The following is an 18,952-nucleotide window of genomic DNA, read 5'->3' on the forward strand; positions in this document are numbered from 1 at the left end:
CAAACATCCTGAAAGGAGGTTAAGTGGGGGTAGTTCAATAATGGTAGGCGTTTCGCTTTTTTAGCCAATCTGTTCATACTTGAGCTATGCAGCATTCATGAAGTTACTAGTTATGACCGACAGTTTTTCGCTAGACTAAAAGGTTATCAAAAGTTACAATGCTGACTTTTTACCTTAAAGTAAAACTTAGCCTTGTTTTTTGTACTAAGGAAAGAAAGCATAAAAATTGGGTGCTTGTCTAGCGCCGAGGGCCCAGAAACTAGGCGACTTCACGAATCGCCCTACGATAAGTCATCATCGGTTCGTAAACTCACCGTGATTCCTTTATCTCAGTTGATTCGCTCCAGTCGCTACGTTTCTAAACGGGTGTTCAGCGCTTTTCCTATATTATTTAATTGCCACCCATATTTCATTCGAGGAGTCTGGTTGGCTAGGGTCATCATCTAAATAAACTTCTAAGGGTGGGATGTCTTGTGGCTCATAGCCGTTTGATGGGAACCATTCTCCATAAATTTGTTTCCACGCTTTTGGCATCTCAGTTTGTACCGGTCCATTTACTTCAAATACCACCCATTTTGCTGCAGGAATTACTGTTTCGGAATAAGGGGAAGGTGTTTGGCTGCTTGTCTCTACACCAATCCAATATTCTATTTGTTGGTTAGAGTTGTCATAATCAGTAGTGACCCCTAATAATCCTTTTATTTCTCCATTTATCAACGAAGCCAGCTTTAGGATAGTACCATTTTGCGAAGACTCAGCCCAAAACTGAGGGATGATATTCGCTTGAGGTAAGCCCTCGTTAGAACAAGGAACCTCTTTTTTTACACCAACAACTTTAAATTCTTCTCTTTCCACAATGCGATACTTCATCGATTCTACTCCTTTCAATTGTACCTGAATTTGCAGGCGATTATAGGATTGAAGCCCCGTCAGTCCCTTTCGTGCTTCTCTTGGTGAGATACCATGCTGCTTGCGAAAGGCTTTTGAGAAAGCTTCAGGAGTGTCGTAGCCATATTTAAGGGCAAGGTCGATAATTTTGAAATCTGTACTCATTAATTCCTGTGCCGATAAAGTTAACCGCCGTCTGCGCAGATATTCTCCAACGGTAACCTCGGTAAGAATAAGAAATATTCTTTGAAAATGATAGGGAGAAAGGTGTGCTTGGTTTGCAATATCCTGAATCGTAATGTTATCCAGTAAATGTTCCTCCATATAGTCTATTGCCTTTTGTAATGATTCGACCATTGCCATATCGCTCAACTCCTTGGTTATTATATTAAAGGTTTCTACTGACAAAAACCTGTCATTTTGTGCTTTTATAGGACCGGTTCGATGTTGTGGTTCGACTAGCATAAATACTCTAATTATGCTTTTCTTGGTGAGGAGTGGGAGGTTATCATCTCACTTTATATCATTCATTATATTAAAATAAAGCTATTAGTAAATGATTTACGGAAAAAAATGGGGAAATTCACCATTATTTATTTACTACCGTTTTTACATTAACATTATTATTTGATAGAGTAACCTTTCAGCATATGGAAGCTATATGGCAAACTCCCGTTGCTTATGAGAAATTTCCAGAGACAGCTGAACGAATGAATCAGTATGATAAAATCGTTTTTTCTAATACATTAGATCAGGTAACCTGGAAAAATACCACCTTGATTAATGGAGATGAATTAGAAAAACAGCTGAGACATCTTAAGCAACAAAATGGAAGGAATATGTTAGTGTTGGCTAGCTCAGATTTGGTGTCAGCTTTAAGCGAGTGTGGACTTGTTAGACCATTTGATCGTTAATCCTGTTGCATTAGCAGATGATAAGCGGTTATGGAGCGGATTAAACGATACCATAACATTACAGTTCCTAAATAGTAAAGTGTTCCAGTCAGGTAATGTGTGGTTACGCTATCATAAGTGAAAAAACGAATGTTTTTGTATATTGATTGAGAATAATTCGTGATTTGCAGAATAAATATTAAAAAACATCTTGAAAACAAATGATAACATGTTACAATGTAGAAATAATAATTTAATAATATTCACTCATATAATCGTAGGGATACGGCCTACAAGTTTCTACCAGATTACCGTAAATGATCTGACTATGAGTGAGCAATGGACGTTATAGTAATTCATATTTTTACCAATAACGAACAATACCCAAAGATCATTGCTCATCTCATATGGTGAGTATCGATCTTTGGGTTTTTTATTGGTTTATTTTTTAAAAAGGGGTGGCGATCATGGAAAAACTACAACAGAAAATAATCGAAGAAGGAATAGCACTTTCAGATACCGTGTTAAAAGTGGATAAATTTCTTAATCATCAAATAGATCCACAATTAATGCATGAGATTGGCAAAGAATTTGTGAAACGATTTGAAAATAAAAAGATTACCAAAATCGTTACACTAGAATCTTCTGGTATTGCCCCTGCCGTCATGGCAGGTTTAATCTTAGATGTTCCTGTTGTTTTTGCTCGTAAGAAAAAATCTTTAACATTAAAGGATGGATTACTCACTTCTACGGTGTATTCCTATACCAAACAAGAAACAAATGAAATTTCGATTGCAGAAAAATTTCTTAGCGAGGACGATCATGTATTAATCATTGATGATTTTCTTGCCAATGGACAAGCAGCATTAGCTCTAATCGACATTGTAGAAAAAACGAATGCACATGTAACAGGTGTTGGCATAGTTATTGAAAAGGCATTTCAAGATGGCGGCGACATTTTACGCAGCAAAGGTTATCAGATTGAGTCGTTAGCTCGGATAAAATCTTTAGAAAATGAAACAATTGAATTTATCAGCGAGAAGGAGTATGCACAATGAACTTAACAAAAGGAAAAATGGCATCTTTAGGTTTACAGCATGTGTTAGCGATGTATGCGGGCGCAGTGATTGTTCCCTTGATTGTCGGAGCTAGTATTGGCCTTACAAATGAACAGCTCACGTACTTGATTTCGATTGATATATTAATGTGTGGGGTAGCAAGTATCTTGCAGGTTTGGAAGAATAGATTCACAGGTATTGGCTTACCTGTTGTGTTAGGCTGTACCTTCACAGCAGTTGGTCCGATCATTGCGATTGGAAATAATTATGGTATCACATCCGTTTATGGATCCATTCTCGTATCCGGTCTGATCGTCGTATTAATTGCAAAATTCTTTAGTAAACTGATTAAGTTCTTTCCACCAGTTGTTACCGGATCAGTTGTTACGATAATTGGGATTACGTTAATTCCAGTAGCCATGAATGATTTAGCAGGAGGGGAAGGAAGTGCTGACTTTGGCAGCTTCACCAATCTAGCATTAGGTTTTGGAACACTAATAGTGATCTTAATAATCTTCCGTTTCGGGAAGGGGTTTGTTCAAGCAATTGCCATATTACTTGGAATTTTATTAGGAACAGTTACAGCATTTTTTATGGGAATGGTCGATTTAAGTCCAGTAGCGGAGAGTACATGGCTGCATTTGCCGACGCCATTTCATTTTGGAACACCTGAATTTCATTTAACACCTATTTTGACGATGACACTCGTGGCAATTGTCAGTCTTGTAGAATCAACAGGAGTATATTTTGCACTAGGAGATATTTGTGATAAAAAGCTAGAAGATAAAGATTTGGAGAGAGGTTATCGTGCAGAAGGGGTAGCGATTATCTTTGGTGGTTTATTCAACTCTTTTCCGTATACAACTTTCTCGCAAAATGTTGGGTTAATTCAATTATCTGGAGTCCGAACTAATAATGTGATTTATACAGCCGGTGTGATGTTGATTTTACTTGGTCTTGTACCAAAAATTGGAGCTTTAACGTTGGTTATTCCAAATGCGGTACTAGGTGGAGCAATGGTGGCGATGTTTGGTATGGTCATTGCTTACGGAATTAAGATGTTAACTAATGTTGATTTCTCATCACAAGAAAATTTATTGATTGTTGCATGCTCAGTAGGAATGGGGCTTGGAGTAACGGTTGTTCCAGAGATTTTTGCGGGACTACCTGAAAGTCTTAAAATCCTAACAGAAAGTGGCATTGTAATCGGAAGCTTAACCGCAATTTGTTTAAATGTTATTTTTAATTTTAGAAAGAAAGATCAATCGAACATGACAGATTCAGAAAAAGCAGCGTAATGAAAAGCCAGCATACAAGAAATGGTATGCTGGCTTTTGATACATTTATCACTGTGCTAATCATCTGTAGTTTCCCACTCTAACTATTACTAAGAAATAACTTTCCCAGGTGAAGGGGAAGTGGGATGTGGTGGGACGAAATTTTGGGATATATAATGATGAATGGTTTGGGCAACTGTCTTGTTTTGCGTCTTGAGCCCTTGATTACCAAATAACACATTAAACTCCAAAATGTAATATTTGCCTTCACTTACTAGTATATCAAACCCTGCGTGATTTATATTTAATAGTTTGGCAATCTTTAAGACTAAGTCCAGTGCATCCCCAGGTATCAATTGATGACTAACTTCTCCACCTTTTGCGACATTGTGTAGAAATTCTCCTTCTTGTCCAATCCGCCAATAAGCATCATAAATTTGATCACCGACGATGCAAACACGCAAATCCTTCCCAGCGTTTGGCAAATATTCCTGAACATAGAGTACGTCATTATTACGGGCATAATCGATAAATTGTCTATCATTTTCAATTAGGAAAACACCTTTACCCATTGAATTTTTTGCTTCTTTAACAACAAAAGGGAAGGGAAAAGTCTCTAATACATTTGCGATATTACCATCTGTGCTTGCCAAAATTTCGGTGTAAGGCACATATTCTTTTGCAACTGCCCATAAGGCACGTGTCATTTCAATTTTATTAGCACCAATCTGCACCGTTTCAATACTAGGGAAAATTTGCTTTTTTAACCCATAAACGAGAGTAGGTACTTGCCAGTTTTGAGGAAACAGAATCAGATCTGCTTCTTTAATAATATCGATCTCATTAAACATATGCTCCGGCTTGATATAGCGAACTCCCGCTATACCAATCGTTCGGAATGCGTTAAAGGAAATTAGTTTCATTTTTCATTTCTCCATATTTAGTTTTTCAATATAATATTAGCATGGTTTTTGAGAAAAGCTAGACTTTTTTTAGCTGATTCAATATTTTAGCATCGAAAGACTAAAATCGTTATCATGAGGATAAGAACTCTACTATTTTTGGAGGAGTGAAATGATGCTAGTAAAAGGTCTACGTTTTTCGTTGCTTATTATGTTTTTTGTTACGGCTTGTAATGGGGATGATCAACCAAATTCAATGGAAGAGCAGCCAGGAAGCTCCGCTGAATTAGAGAACAAAAAGGAATTAGACAGTTCAGATGAACAGGAAATCATTGCAGAAAACCTCGATGTTCCGTGGGCCATTGAAAAAGTAGATGATACTTTTTATCTGACAGAAAGACCAGGAAATATTGTGAAGATAGAAAATGGGCAAGTAGAAAGGCAAAATGTAGAGCTTGAAAAAGAGCTTGCAACTGCTGCAGAAGCAGGACTGTTAGGATTTGTACTAGGTCAGGATTTCTCTGAATCTCATTTGGCTTATGCTTACTACACGTATGAGGATGAACATGGGCAATTTAATAGAATTGTGACTCTCCAATTTAACGGTGAAACTTGGAAGGAGGAAGAGGTATTGCTAGATCAAATTCCAAGTGGTGCCTACCATCATGGCGGAAGGTTAAAAATGGGTCCTGATGATAAACTTTATGCCACAGCCGGAGATGCATCTGACCCTGAAATCGCACAGGAACTGGAATCGTTAGGTGGAAAAATTTTAAGAATGAACATAGATGGTTCGATACCTGAAGATAACCCGTTTGAAGATTCTTATGTTTATAGCTATGGGCATCGTAATCCTCAAGGCTTAACATGGGCGGATGATGGCACCTTATATGCAAGTGAACATGGCAACAGTGCGAATGATGAAGTCAATCAAATAGAAGCTGGCGAGAACTATGGTTGGCCGATTATTGAAGGTGAACAAGAGCAAGAAGGGATGATCACACCATTATTTACCTCAGGTGCAGATACAACCTGGGCTCCGTCTGGTATTGATTATTACAATGAGAGATTATATGTAGCAGCATTGCGCGGAACAGCAGTACTCGAATTTAACCTTGATACAGAAGAATATAGTGAAGTAATTTCCGGTCTTGGTAGAGTAAGAGATGTACTCATTGATGAGGAAAACGTATATGTGATTACAAATAATACTGATGGGCGTGGTAACCCGGAAGAAGCGGATGATATATTATATAAAGTTCCACTTGAGAATTTGAATTAAAAAAGAGAGAAGCGAGCATTTCTCCTCATGAGCATTACCCATTTATCCCGGGAGGAGTAGTGTCTCTTCCTTGGAAAAGTTCATCTCTTCCGGGGAAAAGTGCACCGCTTCCGAGGATATAGTCGATTATCCCCGGAAGAGATGACATTATCCCGGGAGGAGAAGAAATTATCCTCGGAGGAGGGAAGTCTCTTCCGTGGAAAAGTGCCCGGCTTCCATGGAAATAGTCCATTATCTAAAGAATAATTGACTTGAGGACAAAGGTTAAATTAGTATAAAATGGTAATTGATCAAATGGTTTATTTTTAGGGGGATTTAGAAGTGATTGCTAACATGTATAAACGGAGAGAAAGATTAGCGATAATTTTTTTGGGTATCATAACGTTGATTTTTGCTGGCTTCTTAATTGTTGAAACACCATCAAATACTGATGAGTGGTTGGAAGCAGGGTCAATGCTTATACCTTTTATCTTCTTAATTGTTATTGCTTTCATGAGTAGAGATAAATATCAAAAAGTTAAAGATGTAGATATTCCTTTATCTGAACGAACGTTAGAAGATATTGACCATGTAGTGTTAAAAAAAGATGCAACGTTTATTACGCAACTACTTGTGTTTGAGCAAACAGGTAGTTTTTTAGGAACATATAAATTCACATCCTTGGCATGGTGGCAATATCCGATTGCTATATTAATGAGTTCCCTTTTTTCTTTTCTACCTTATAGCGTAAGTTATTTTTCTAATCAAGATAAAAAATTGTTTACCTTTAAGAGAAAAGGATTTAAAAAGACAATGTTAGATGTGTATGACGACGAAGATCGCTTTATTGGTCAATATGAACAAGAAGAGTTTAAAAGTATATTGCAGATTAAAGGGAGAATATTGGATCGGGAAGGTCAAATGATCCTTCCAGTAAAAGCGAGTGGGGGAAATGGTGATTTTGATATTCGTGATCAGGATGGACGTCGCTGGGCTTATTTCTATAATGGCAGATTTCCGCATGAGTACACAGAAGTTTTTAAAGAAATAGATAACGATATGGTGGAAATCTCCAATCGAATTTCTCGTGAACAAAAGATATTGTTGCTGGCGATGATCGGATATATGTTTTTGAATCGGAGTAAATAATAGATAGGGAAGACAATCTATGCATGCCATTCAAGACACCCACATGACAAGCTTGTTTGCAACGGAGGATACACTGACGCTCTATCGTCCATTTATTTGTCTATTCTTTGGATTTTCCTCTTCAAAATGATCAACCATATAGCTAGGATAAAAATGATAGAGGAAATGATGGATATTGGTAAAGTATCATCTTCTATAGTGTTTTTAACGATTGCTAAACTAAAAAATAATAACACTACCAAAACCGTTAAACATCGATAGATTATATTGCTGTAGATAATATCAACTCCACTATTTAACAGTATAGTATTAAAATAACATATAATAACTAACTTATCTACAGTGGTTTTTACTATGAAAAGTACAAGTCGATCAAACAATAGTAGATGGTCATGAACCAATTGCTAGTTCATGACCATCTGCAGTCCCTTGTTTAATCCTCTTCTTCGTTATCATTTTCATTCGATTCCTTGCTTTCATCTTTGTTATTCGGCTCTTCATCAGAATCGGGTTGCTCTGTTTGATTAGAATCAGGTTCATCTTTAGGATCTTTCTTATTTTCTTCCTTCTTATCTTTTTGCTCTGATTTGCTGTTGGTATCCTTATCTGGTTTTTCTTCTTTTTTATCACGATCGGAAGCATTCTTGTCATTAGATTCCTGTTTTTCTTTTTTCTGATTGCCTTCATTTTCAGCCTTTTCTTTTTTCTCTTTTTCCTTCTCTTGCTCTTTCTTCTTTTCTACCTGTTCCTTCTCCTTTTCCTGATCTTTTTCTTCCTGCTGTTTCGCATTCTCGTTTGTTGTCTGCTTTTGTACTGGTATATATTCCGTTGGTATTGTCGTACCCTTCACAAATAACTCTGTTACGATACTGCTGGAAGGTGTGTGATGAGAGGCAACTTTGCCATTGCGCATATCAATCTGTACTTCTTCGACGCTTGCTGGTTTTGTGAAGTCTGCGGTTTCAATATTTTGAGAAGCATGGGACATAATTTCCTTAAATAATAATCTGGAAATCCGTGCATCTTCTTGGTTGACGAATTGTTCGGTAGAAGTGGTCTCATAGCCGGTCCAAACAGCTGCAGTATATTCTGTTGTATAGCCTACAAACCAAGAATCGGTAGAACCATTGGTAATACCTTCTGGAGGGTTTGTTGTTCCTGTTTTACCAGCCATTGGCAAACCATCAATTTTGGCAAGTGTACCGGTACCCTCTTCGACCACATCTTTTAACATATCTGTAATCATATAGGCAGTGTAGTCATTCATCGCCTTTATACCTTCTGATTGTAGTTGTTGTACTTCACCTGTTGGATATTCTACTTTCGTAACCGCATAAGGCTCGTGATATTGTCCATTATTTCCAAAGGCAGCATAGGTACCAGCCATATCTAATGGGGAAACACCATCTTCATCACCGAATCCGCCAATAGCATAAGAAGGGTAAGCATGTTCCAAGTTGATACCAAGATTGGCAGCAAACTGTTTTGCTTGCTCCTCTTCTAATTCTAAAAATGTTTTGATTGCCGGAATATTATAGGATTTTACCAATGCCTCTCTCATCGATACCATGCCATGGAATCTGCCATCATAATTTTTGAATTCTTTACCATCTATTTCAAGTTTTTCATCTTTGATCTGTTGATAGGTAGACCATTTGTTGTATTCAATCGCCGGTCCATAGTCTAAAATCGGCTTTATCGTTGAACCGGGTTGACGTTTTATATCTGTGGCAAAATTGAATCCGCGTTGTACCTCGTTACTTTCAGGGTCACGATTTCCGCCGATTGCTCGAATGGCACCCGTTTTAGTATCCATTAATACAACGCCCGCTTTAAAGGCTTCATCAGGAAAGGGGATCGTATCCGTCCCTGTCATTACTTCGTTAGTATAGGACTGTGTTTCTGTATCAAGTGTCGTATAAATCTCTAATCCGCCATTATAAAGTTGATTTTCCTCAAAACCTTTTGCAAGCAATTCTTCTATGACATAATCAATAAACACTTGATAGGAATTATTTTTTTGTTTTGGTGAGAGCAAACTTTCAACCTCTGTAGTCTTTGCCTCTTCCGCTCTATCTGAAGAGATAAAATTATGTCTTTCCATCGCTGATAATACAAGTTCTCTTCTATTTGCTGCTTCTTCTGGATATTTAAAAGGATTATACCCACTTGGTCGTTGTGGAAGTCCGGCAAGTAATGCAGCTTCTGAAACGGTCAGATCACTGACATCTTTGTTAAAGTACACTTCTGCCGCTGCCCCAAGACCATATGCACCATGACCAAAATAAATGGTATTAAGATACATTTCTAAAATTTGATCCTTTGAATATTTCTTCTCCATTTGTAAAGCAAGGTATGCTTCCTGCACTTTTCTTTTAAATGTTTTTTCCGGAGAAAGGAGCGTATTTTTTACAACTTGTTGTGTGATTGTACTACCACCTTCAGCTCCCCAGCCTTCTTCTAAATTGGCCAACAATGCTCCGCCGATACGTTTTAAATCAACTCCGGAATGCTTTTGGAAGCGAGCATCTTCTATTGCAATAAAAGCATTCTGTACCTCTATCGGAACATTGTCAATACTTACGGGTAAGCGATGTTCAACCCCCGCAATATTAGCAACCTTCTTCCCATCTTTATCATAAATAACAGAAGTAATTGGATTTTGTAATTGATCTTCCGATAATTCCGGAGTATCTTGAACAAGGGCGAAAAGCGAGAGACCTCCGATAATGAACAAAGATAAGAAAATGAGAAAGGTTGCGATGATAAATTTGATGAATCTCCTTTTTTTTCTTCGGGTGGATCTTTTCATTGTTACTTTACTCAAGCTCTCTAACCTTCCTTCTGGTTGAAAAACCATAATTTTAAATCTGTAAACTATATGTAACAGGAACTCGTTTCTATACATGTATATGATAATTATTGGAAAATGAAACCATTAGTAATGTTAATTCGTACATATGTTAAAGAGAAAATTGTATGGGAGCGCTAGGCGCATACCTCTTACTAAGCTTAGTGCTTGTCCCTTTTCAGTATCGCTATTTAACAGGGGTAAAAGAAGAACAGATCAGATGTGAACAGAATCAGTCAGAATACTATAATAGTAAAAGCGTTGCTGAACAGATTCTGCATGCAAATACTCAAGGTAATCCTGTATTTATATTAGCTAACGTGATGGCATATATCATTTACAAATTAAAGCAAAAGTAAATGCATGTAATATCGGAGGAGAATATACATATATGTATGGATAAGTCTAGTACTTTTTGATCTCGGTCTTTGATGATAGAGTAGAAAAGAAGTACTAGATTTTTTTTGCTTTTTTGGAATTAGCTCATGCAAAAAAGTATTATTTAACTTAAAATGCTAGTAATATCAATAGATCAGTATTTTGCAAAAAAATGATATAGCCTGGAATATCAAAGGTTGCTAGGCTTGATGTAGAGATTATGTTTTACACCACAATAATGTATGCGCTTACTTTCGGTGGGCAGGAAGGAGGGGAGCAGAGCGGTGTGCAAGTAATCTCTATTGTGATAACTTTTAAAAGGAGCTGAAGTGAATAGTGCGCGCTAAAAGTCGACTGAAAAAACAATTGATATTGCTGACAATTGGAATCTTGATTTTATCCTCTTTTTCTATTGTACCTACAGCCTTTGCAAACGAAGATTATCAAACCGTATATGCGACGGATTTTGGTGATGCTGAACCGTTAGAATTTGATAATTGGGGCTTCTCTACCTTTGCTGCAACATTGTCCATTAATGAAGAAGATATTGCAGGCAACGATACTAAAAAGCTAGATTTTAGCATAGTCGATCAGTCTGGTGGACGTGTCGCAACAAAGGAATTTGACAATGCAGTTAAGGGTGCAGAAATGAAAGTTAAATTAGATTGGTATCCTGGTAAAAATAACGATAAAGGTGTTCATCCTCACGAAAATGGTGGAGAGCTTCGCATTGAAGATGCAGCAGGAAATACAATATTTACCGTTAATAATACCAATAATGCACCTTTAACTTTTTTTGCTGGTAATCAGAAGCCAGTCGAAACCGAAATTACTAATCCTGAGGCTTGGTATCAGGTAGAAATCATCTTTAACATTATTGACAATGAAATTCTATTTTCCATAGGTGATGAAAGTCATACGGTGTCTTTGAATGATGTTCCATTTGATGGTTCAATTGACAAGTTGAAATTAGTTGGTGTACGAACATCAGGAAATAACCATACTTGGACAACTTACGTAGATAATATAGAATTAAGTCACATTCCGATTGAAGACAATGTAATTACTACAGTTGAAAGGCTTCCATATCAAAGAGTGTATGTGGGAGAGACTACATCCAATATTGATTCTATTGGTCTACCGGAAACAGTGCCAGTAACATTAGCAGATAATTCTACTGTTGAAGTTGCTGTGGAAAACTGGCAAGAGGTAGGACAAGCTTGGGACCCGGATGAATCTGCGGTTTATACGTTTGAAGGGATATTGGCGGAATCCGAAGAAGTAGAAAATACATTTGAACGGACAGCAACTGTTTATGTTTATAATCGATTAGCCCCACCTGACACAAACCGTGATACGGAATGGTTGGATCGTGGTGTTATTGCATTACCGTCAGAGGATGGCATTTTTGTATCATGGCGATTATTGGCTGATGAATACGATCGAGATGTTACCTTTAACGTATTACGTAATGGTGAAAAATTAAATGAAGAACCACTGGAAGTGACGAATTATACAGATGAAGATGGAAAAAAAGGAGATACGTATCAGGTTGAAACGATTGTAGATGGTAATCTAACGGAAACAAATGAAGTCGACAGCTTAGATCAAAACTATTTATCCATCCCGCTTCAAAAACCTGAAGGTGGAACGACAGCAACAGGAGATTACACTTACTCTGCCAATGATGCTAGTGTTGGTGATCTTGATGGTGATGGGGAATATGAAATTATATTAAAATGGCGACCATCCAATGCCATGACAGCACTTGAAGATGTAATTACTGGTCCTACTATATTTGATGCTTACAAACTGGATGGTACCCCATTATGGAGAATGAATATGGGAATGAACTTAACATCAGGACCACAATACCATCAATTTGTTGTGGGAGACATGAATGGTAACGGCAAGTCAGAATTTTTGATCAAAACAGCGGATGCTACAACGGTTTATGGTGTAACAGACGGTGTGTTTGATGAAGATAAAGTGATTAGTGTAATCGGTAACCCAGAGGATGATGGTAGATGGATTAATGAAGGAGGACATGTTGTAACAGGTCCTGAATATGTATCAGTTTTCGATGGTGAAACAGGTGAAGCCATTGATACGATTGATTTTGCGTTTCCGGTTGAAAAAGAAGAAGGAGATCAAGGGGCTTCATGGGGGGATACTTTCTATAATCGTTCTGACCGCTTCTTATCTGGATTAGCTTATGTGAATGGAAAAACACCAAGTGCGATTTATGGTCGAGGTTATTATGAAAGAACGACCTTTGTTTCCTACAGTCTCCAAGATGGTACGCTTGTAGAAGATTGGACATTTGACACAGATGAAGCAGGACGCGGTGAAGGTTTAGGTAACCATAACTTAGCTACAGGCGATGTAGACAATGATGGCTTTGATGAAATCATCGCTGGTTCCTTAACTTTGGATCATGATGGTTCGATTTTATACGCAATGGGTGGCGAAATGGGTCGGGTGAAAGGCTCCCATGGAGATGCCCTACATGTCGGAGCTTTTGATCCTGATCGTGAGGGACTGCATGTATTTGGCGTGCGAGAAGATTCAGAAGTAGCTTCATTAGAGTATCATGATGGCGCAACAGGTGAAACATTAGAAGCGTTCTATGCCTATAAAGATGCAGGTCGAGGAGTAGCGGCAAATATCACATCCAAACCAGGATATGAATATTGGGGTACGGGTGGCGCAACTGTTGAAACTGGTGGTGGTGTGTATAATGTCCAAGGTGATGTAATCGAGGATAGTTTCCGAGATATCGGCCTTCCAGTCAATTTTGTCACCTATTGGGATGGTGATCTATTACATGAATTACTGGATCACACTACGATCACTAAATATGATGAATCCACAGGTGAAGCAAATGTTATCGAAGCATTTGAAGATGTAGTAAGTAATAATGGAACGAAAGCAAATCCAAGTTTGCAAGCAGATATTCTAGGAGATTGGCGAGAAGAAGTGATTTTCCCAACGGAAGATAGCTCTGAATTAAGAATTTTCAGTACAACGATACCTACTGAATATCGTTTGCCAACTCTTATGCATGATTCTGTGTATCGAATGGGGATCGCTTGGCAAAACACAACCTATAATCAACCACCACATATTAGTTATTATTTAGGTGAAGATGTTCGCAATCAAGTGTTGGCAGGTGAACTAGAATTTCCTACTGTAGACTACACACCATCTATAGCAAGCTTAAAACATCAAGTGAACTTGGAAGCAATAGAAGAAAGTGATCAAGTATTGAACAATAAAATACAACAGGTCGAACATCATCTGGAAAAGGGGCGAACCAAGCAAGCCAAAAAACAGCTTCAAGATTTCTTGAAACATTTAAGTCGAAGTGACCTAAGAGATGATGTTAAAGAAAGACTAGTGAATGATGCTGAAACCGTGCTGAAAAACTGGTAATTTCACAACAAAGCCCAGGGAAAACTATTCTCTGGGCTTCTCATTTTCCATTGCCCCTAGTCCTTTATTGCAAAATTGACTTATCAATTCAGCCATTTGTTTCGGTGATTGTGTTTGATCATTCAGTAGCCAATCTTTAATAACATGGATGGCCCCTGACACGATAAAGGTGCTTAAGTAAGAAGCAGCGTCTATGTTAGCAGTATCCGTTTTGTTTATTAAAAAAAGTCTTGCAATATCCATCACTCTTTTTTCAAAGCTTGTCCCTGTATTATTCTCCAATAATGCTTCGAAGATTTCTTTTCGATCTTTGATATATACTAACAACTGCTCCGTCATTTGAATTGACTCTTCTTCCACAATAAAATTAAATGCATTCAAGTATTTATTCATTTCTTCAATAATTTCTTCTTCGATGGAATAAAGTAAATCGTGAACATCGGTGAAATGTGTGTAAAAGGTAGAGCGATTAATATCTGCAAGAGCACATACTTCTTTGACAGTTATCGATGAAAAAGTTTTCTCATTCATTAATTGGATCAGGCTGTCTTTTAAGACCATTCGCGTGTATTTTTTGCGACGATCTAATTTGTCAGGCAATGAAAACACTCCTTACTTTGTGAACTTTTTGTTAATTTCCAACAAAAAAGTATGATGTGTTGGAAAATAAACGCAATATCCAAAACTGTTTGTTGAATATCCAACACGGTGTCTATATAATATTAAAGTGGATTGAGGAAATTTGCAAGAGAGGATGAACAACGATTGACCTTTCAACAAAAATAATTCAACATAAAAAATCAATTGTTATTACTTTTATCGTGGTTGCTCTGATTAGTGTAATTACGCAATTCGCCGTATCTGTTAATTATAATATGGTGGATTACTTGCCAGACGACGCGCCATCAACAAATGCAATGGATACGATGGAACAAGAGTTTGAAGCGTCTGTGGCAAATGCTCGGGTTTTAATGCATGATGTAACCGTGCAGGAAGCATTAGAATATAAAGAACAGCTTGCAGCTATTGATGGTGTTAGTGATGTAACTTGGTTAGATGATGCCATTGATATTAAAACACCGATTGAAATTGCTGACGAAGATACAGTGGAAACTTATTATAAAGATAACAATGCACTGTTGTCTTTTCATATTCGTGACGGGGATGAGGTAGAAATTACCGATCAAATTTATCAATTAATTGGTGAGGAAAATGCGCTGTCAGGGGAAGCTGTAGATACCGCGCAATCACAGAAAATGGCGGGATCAGAATCAGCTTATGCTGCCTTACTTTTAGTTCCGATTATCATCATTATTTTGGTGGTATCAACGAATTCCTGGATGGAGCCAGTTTTCTTCCTTACGGCGATTGGCGTATCGGTGCTGATCAACCTTGGTACCAATATATTTTTAGGAGAAGTATCATTTGTCACCCAGTCGGTTGCACCAATCCTTCAGTTAGCCGTCTCACTTGATTATGCGATCTTTTTGTTACATAGCTTTTCAGACTTTCGTAACAAAGGGGAGGAACCGACTAATGCCATGCGTTTGGCAATGAAGCGTTCATTCCCTGCTATCGCAGCGAGTGCATCGACAACCTTTTTTGGATTTATGGCTCTTACATTTATGAATTTCGAAATTGGTGCTGATCTAGGTGTTAACTTAGTTAAAGGTATATTGCTCAGCTTTATTAGTGTCATGGTATTTTTACCAGCACTAACACTTACTTTTTACAAATGGATTGACAAGACAGAACATAAACAGATTGTACCGAATTTTAAAAATCTCGGTAGACGTGTGCTGAAGTTTAGAATTCCAAGTTTAATTCTTGTTCTGTTAATGATTGTGCCAGCATTTTTGGCACAAAGTAATACGAATTTTATTTATGGTGTAGGTGAGCATCCGGATTCTACTCGAATCGGTGTGGATGAACAAACGATTGAAGATTCGTTTGGTAAATATACACCAATGGTTTTGTTAGTGCCAAAAGGAGATATTGCAAAAGAAGAAGAACTGGTACAAGAATTGGAACAACTTGATCATGTGTCAAGTGTGTTAGCTTATGTCAATTCAGTCAGTGCGGCGATTCCTCCTGAGTATTTGGATGAATCGATCACAGAACAATTTTATTCTGAAAATTATTCGCGTATTATTTTGCATTCCAATACGGATGCAGAAGGTGATGCAGCTTTCTCTTTGATTGATGAGGCAGAAGAAACGGCCGAAAATTATTACGGAGATGACGTTCATGCCTTAGGTGAAAGTGTGACACTGTACGATATTAAAAATACGGTAGAAAAAGATAATGTAGTAGTTAACGTACTAACGATTGTTGCGATTGCGGTGGTGTTATTAATCACTTTCCGTTCAATTTCCATGCCGATTGTGTTATTACTAACCATACAAGCGGCAGTGTGGTTTAACTTATCTGTACCATACTTTATGGATTCGTCACTCGTATATGTAGGTTATCTAATCATAAGTACAGTGCAACTGGCCGCGACAGTCGATTACGCGATCTTATTATCAGAAGCGTATCATGTCAATCGAAGAGAGATGCCAGCTTTACAAGCTATTAAGAAAACAATTGATGAAAAAATCTTTTCGATTTTGATTTCTGCTTCAATTTTATCAAGTGTTGGATTTATCTTATGGATGACGTCCTCCAATCCAATTGTCGGATCTATTGGGTTGTTACTTGGTAGAGGAGCATTACTAGCGTTTATTTTAGTTGTATTTTTCTTACCAGCGATGTTATTAGTGTTTGATAAAGTAATTGAAAAGACAACATGGAAAGCAAACTTTTATAAGAAGAAGGGTTGATGATGAGAATAAAACGATTTTTATTATTAGTAATCGTGTGTATAGTTGCACTCTCTCCTTTTAACGTAGTTGCAGCCAGTGCTGCGGCTCCTAAGGATGAGGTTGTATATGCTACTTTACAACCGAATGGTGAAGAGTTAAATATGCATGTCGTGAATAGTTTTGAAGTCGAAGAACAGCAAGAATTAGTCGATTACGGTGATTATACAAATGTGAAAAACTTGACTGACCTATCCGAGATAACCAAAGAGGGGGATGAAATATCCTTTACGGCATCTGAGGACACCTTTTACTACCAAGGTGACCTAGAAAACAAACCGTTACCCTGGGATTTTGCCATCCGCTATCAGCTTGATGGGGAAGAGGTGAATCCAGAAGAATTGTTAGGTCAGGAAGGCCATTTGCAAATAGAGATAGAAACTTCTGCGAACGAAGATGTTAATCCGATCTTCTTTGAAAATTACTTATTACAGATTTCGCTTTCGCTAGATGGTGAGTTGTATCAAAATATTGAGGCAGAACAAGGAACCATCGCAAATGCCGGTAAGAATAAACAAGTGACATTTACGGTAATGCCGGAGAAAGAGGGGGATTTCTTATTAGAAGCAGATGTTACAGACTTTGAATTGGCAGGAATCGAGATATCGGCTGTTCCTTCCTCTATGTCGATTGATTCTCCAGATACTGATAATGTCACGGAGGATTTCGAAACATTATCAGATGCTACCGCGGAAATTGATGAGGCAGTAGGCGAATTAGCGGATGGTATTTCAGAATTGAACAATGGTGTTTCCAGTCTGAAAAATGGGTCCAGTGACTATCAAGATGGTATGACTCAAATTAGTAATGGATCAACTGATTTGATCAGTGGTAGTAAATCCATCGATCAAGCACTAGTCACAATGAAAAATTCCATCGATCAAGATGTGGAAACAGGAGATTTCAGTGCATTACAGGATGGACTTGTGCAAATTGCTGATGGCTTGAGAGAGGCAAGCAATGGATTAGCGGAATTGGAGGATAATTACACGAAAGCTTATAATGTGTTGAATGAATCGATGAATGCTATTCCATCATATGATATTTCAGAGGATGAGATTAAGGAGTTGACACAAAGTGGAGCTGATTCAGAAGTAGTAAATAAATTAGTTGAAACGTATAAGGCTGCTCGGACAGCTAAAGGTACCTATGACCAAGTCAGCAAAGCTTTTGCAGCAGTAGCACCAACTCTAGATGAAGTAAGTAACTCTCAAACGGATATGGCATCTTCCTTGGAAACAATGGCTGATCAAATTGCAGCAGCAAGTGAAGGAATGGATATTCAGGAAGGCTTAAAAGAATTACAAGAAGGATTAGCGACACTATCCGATAATTATCAAGAATTTCATTCAGGTCTTGAGGAATATACTAATGGTGTTGATGAATTGTCCAATGCCTATCAGGACCTTCATAACGGAATTGTAGAATTAGAAGACGGAACTACTGCACTAGAAGATGGTGCAAGTGAGTTACATGATGGGACAACAGAATTGGCTGATTCAACAAGTGACTTACCTGACCAAATGCAGGATGAAATAGATGAGATGATCAATGATTATGATAAGTCAGATTTTGATGCAGAATCATTTGTTTCCGACAAAAATGAAAATGTGCAATCCGTTCAATTCGTCATAAAAACAGAGAGCATTACCCAAGATGAAGAAGATGATGAGGAAGAAGAGACAGAAGAAGAGAAGAGCTTCTGGGATCGTTTATTAGATTTATTTAGATGATAGTAGATTAGATAATGTCGATGGCATACCTGTCAGTTGGGTATGCTATCTTTTTTTTGTGAGAAGAACACTGTGAGTCGAGTTTCCGGACATCTATTCCGTTAATTTAGCTAAAAGTAGTGATTTTTTGACGTTTTCGGACATCTGTTCCGTTATTTACTGCAAATCATGCTATTTTTCTAATGAAATAACTGAATAACGGAACAAATGTCCGCAAGCATCCCCCAAATGGCCTTTTTGTTACGAATAACGGAATAGATGTCCGC

Annotated in this window: 13 protein-coding genes and 1 riboswitch; of the genes, 9 read left to right on the forward strand and 4 right to left on the reverse strand. The window is 37.7% G+C overall.

Translation table 11 applies throughout. The features are described 5' to 3' along the window. Window positions 1–387: 387 nt before the first annotated feature. Window positions 388–1,251 carry an AraC family transcriptional regulator gene (locus GH715_RS17165; protein ID WP_153836366.1) on the reverse strand — a complete coding sequence of 288 codons (864 nt, stop codon included), beginning with the start codon at window positions 1,249–1,251 and terminating at the stop codon, window positions 388–390. A gap of 287 nt (window positions 1,252–1,538) precedes the next feature. Here GH715_RS17165 and GH715_RS17170 point away from each other — a divergent pair, with 287 nt between their 5' ends. The 3 genes from GH715_RS17170 to GH715_RS17180 all read left to right on the forward strand — a co-directional run bounded on the left by GH715_RS17170 (window position 1,539) and on the right by GH715_RS17180 (window position 4,137). Beyond that, complete coding sequence (locus GH715_RS17170) at window positions 1,539–1,802, forward strand: dihydrofolate reductase family protein (protein ID WP_153836365.1); 264 nt, start codon at window positions 1,539–1,541, stop codon at window positions 1,800–1,802. Between the two features lie 226 nt (window positions 1,803–2,028). After that, a riboswitch (purine riboswitch) is annotated at window positions 2,029–2,130 on the forward strand. Window positions 2,131–2,248: 118 nt separating this feature from the next. Beyond that, window positions 2,249–2,839: a xanthine phosphoribosyltransferase gene (locus tag GH715_RS17175; protein WP_153836364.1), complete on the forward strand. Its 591-nt coding sequence runs from the start codon at window positions 2,249–2,251 to the stop codon at window positions 2,837–2,839. After that, window positions 2,836–4,137 (forward strand): nucleobase:cation symporter-2 family protein, encoded by a 1,302-nt coding sequence (locus GH715_RS17180; protein ID WP_153836363.1) that lies wholly within the window; start codon window positions 2,836–2,838, stop codon window positions 4,135–4,137. Before GH715_RS17175 ends, GH715_RS17180 begins: the two co-directional genes overlap by 4 nt. A gap of 89 nt (window positions 4,138–4,226) precedes the next feature. Here the strand turns inward: GH715_RS17180 and GH715_RS17185 are convergent, their stop codons facing one another. Beyond that, the gene (locus tag GH715_RS17185) at window positions 4,227–5,039 is read right to left on the reverse strand and encodes an ATP-grasp domain-containing protein (protein ID WP_153836362.1); all 813 of its coding nucleotides are present in this window, start codon (window positions 5,037–5,039) and stop codon (window positions 4,227–4,229) included. A 154-nt stretch (window positions 5,040–5,193) separates the two neighbouring features. Here GH715_RS17185 and GH715_RS17190 point away from each other — a divergent pair, with 154 nt between their 5' ends. Together GH715_RS17190 and GH715_RS17195 are read left to right on the forward strand one after the other, a co-directional pair. Beyond that, window positions 5,194–6,300: a PQQ-dependent sugar dehydrogenase gene (locus GH715_RS17190; RefSeq protein ID WP_153836372.1), complete on the forward strand. Its 1,107-nt coding sequence runs from the start codon at window positions 5,194–5,196 to the stop codon at window positions 6,298–6,300. A 321-nt stretch (window positions 6,301–6,621) separates the two neighbouring features. Further along, window positions 6,622–7,428 carry a hypothetical protein gene (locus GH715_RS17195; RefSeq protein WP_163578733.1) on the forward strand — a complete coding sequence of 269 codons (807 nt, stop codon included), beginning with the start codon at window positions 6,622–6,624 and terminating at the stop codon, window positions 7,426–7,428. Window positions 7,429–7,861: 433 nt separating this feature from the next. Here the strand turns inward: GH715_RS17195 and GH715_RS17200 are convergent, their stop codons facing one another. After that, the gene (locus tag GH715_RS17200) at window positions 7,862–10,240 is read right to left on the reverse strand and encodes a transglycosylase domain-containing protein (protein ID WP_240469410.1); all 2,379 of its coding nucleotides are present in this window, start codon (window positions 10,238–10,240) and stop codon (window positions 7,862–7,864) included. Window positions 10,241–10,407: 167 nt separating this feature from the next. Here GH715_RS17200 and GH715_RS17205 point away from each other — a divergent pair, with 167 nt between their 5' ends. Together GH715_RS17205 and GH715_RS17210 are read left to right on the forward strand one after the other, a co-directional pair. Continuing rightward, window positions 10,408–10,638 (forward strand): DUF3949 domain-containing protein, encoded by a 231-nt coding sequence (locus GH715_RS17205; RefSeq protein ID WP_153836360.1) that lies wholly within the window; start codon window positions 10,408–10,410, stop codon window positions 10,636–10,638. 355 nt (window positions 10,639–10,993) lie between these two features. Further along, the gene (locus GH715_RS17210) at window positions 10,994–14,092 is read left to right on the forward strand and encodes a rhamnogalacturonan lyase family protein (protein ID WP_163578734.1); all 3,099 of its coding nucleotides are present in this window, start codon (window positions 10,994–10,996) and stop codon (window positions 14,090–14,092) included. Between the two features lie 24 nt (window positions 14,093–14,116). On the opposite strand, the gene GH715_RS17215 is transcribed toward GH715_RS17210, so the two are convergent. Continuing rightward, a complete protein-coding gene (locus tag GH715_RS17215) occupies window positions 14,117–14,692 on the reverse strand; it encodes a TetR/AcrR family transcriptional regulator (RefSeq protein WP_153836359.1) in 576 nt (191 codons plus the stop codon). Between the two features lie 275 nt (window positions 14,693–14,967). Here GH715_RS17215 and GH715_RS17220 point away from each other — a divergent pair, with 275 nt between their 5' ends. Beyond that, window positions 14,968–16,914 carry an efflux RND transporter permease subunit gene (locus GH715_RS17220; RefSeq protein ID WP_153836369.1) on the forward strand — a complete coding sequence of 649 codons (1,947 nt, stop codon included), beginning with the start codon at window positions 14,968–14,970 and terminating at the stop codon, window positions 16,912–16,914. Window positions 16,915–16,916: 2 nt separating this feature from the next. Then, a complete protein-coding gene (locus GH715_RS17225; RefSeq protein ID WP_153836358.1) occupies window positions 16,917–18,686 on the forward strand; it encodes a YhgE/Pip domain-containing protein in 1,770 nt (589 codons plus the stop codon). Window positions 18,687–18,952 lie beyond the last annotated feature (266 nt).

Source organism: Gracilibacillus thailandensis (genome assembly GCF_010994055.1).
Classification (GTDB): domain Bacteria; phylum Bacillota; class Bacilli; order Bacillales; family Amphibacillaceae; genus Gracilibacillus; species Gracilibacillus lacisalsi.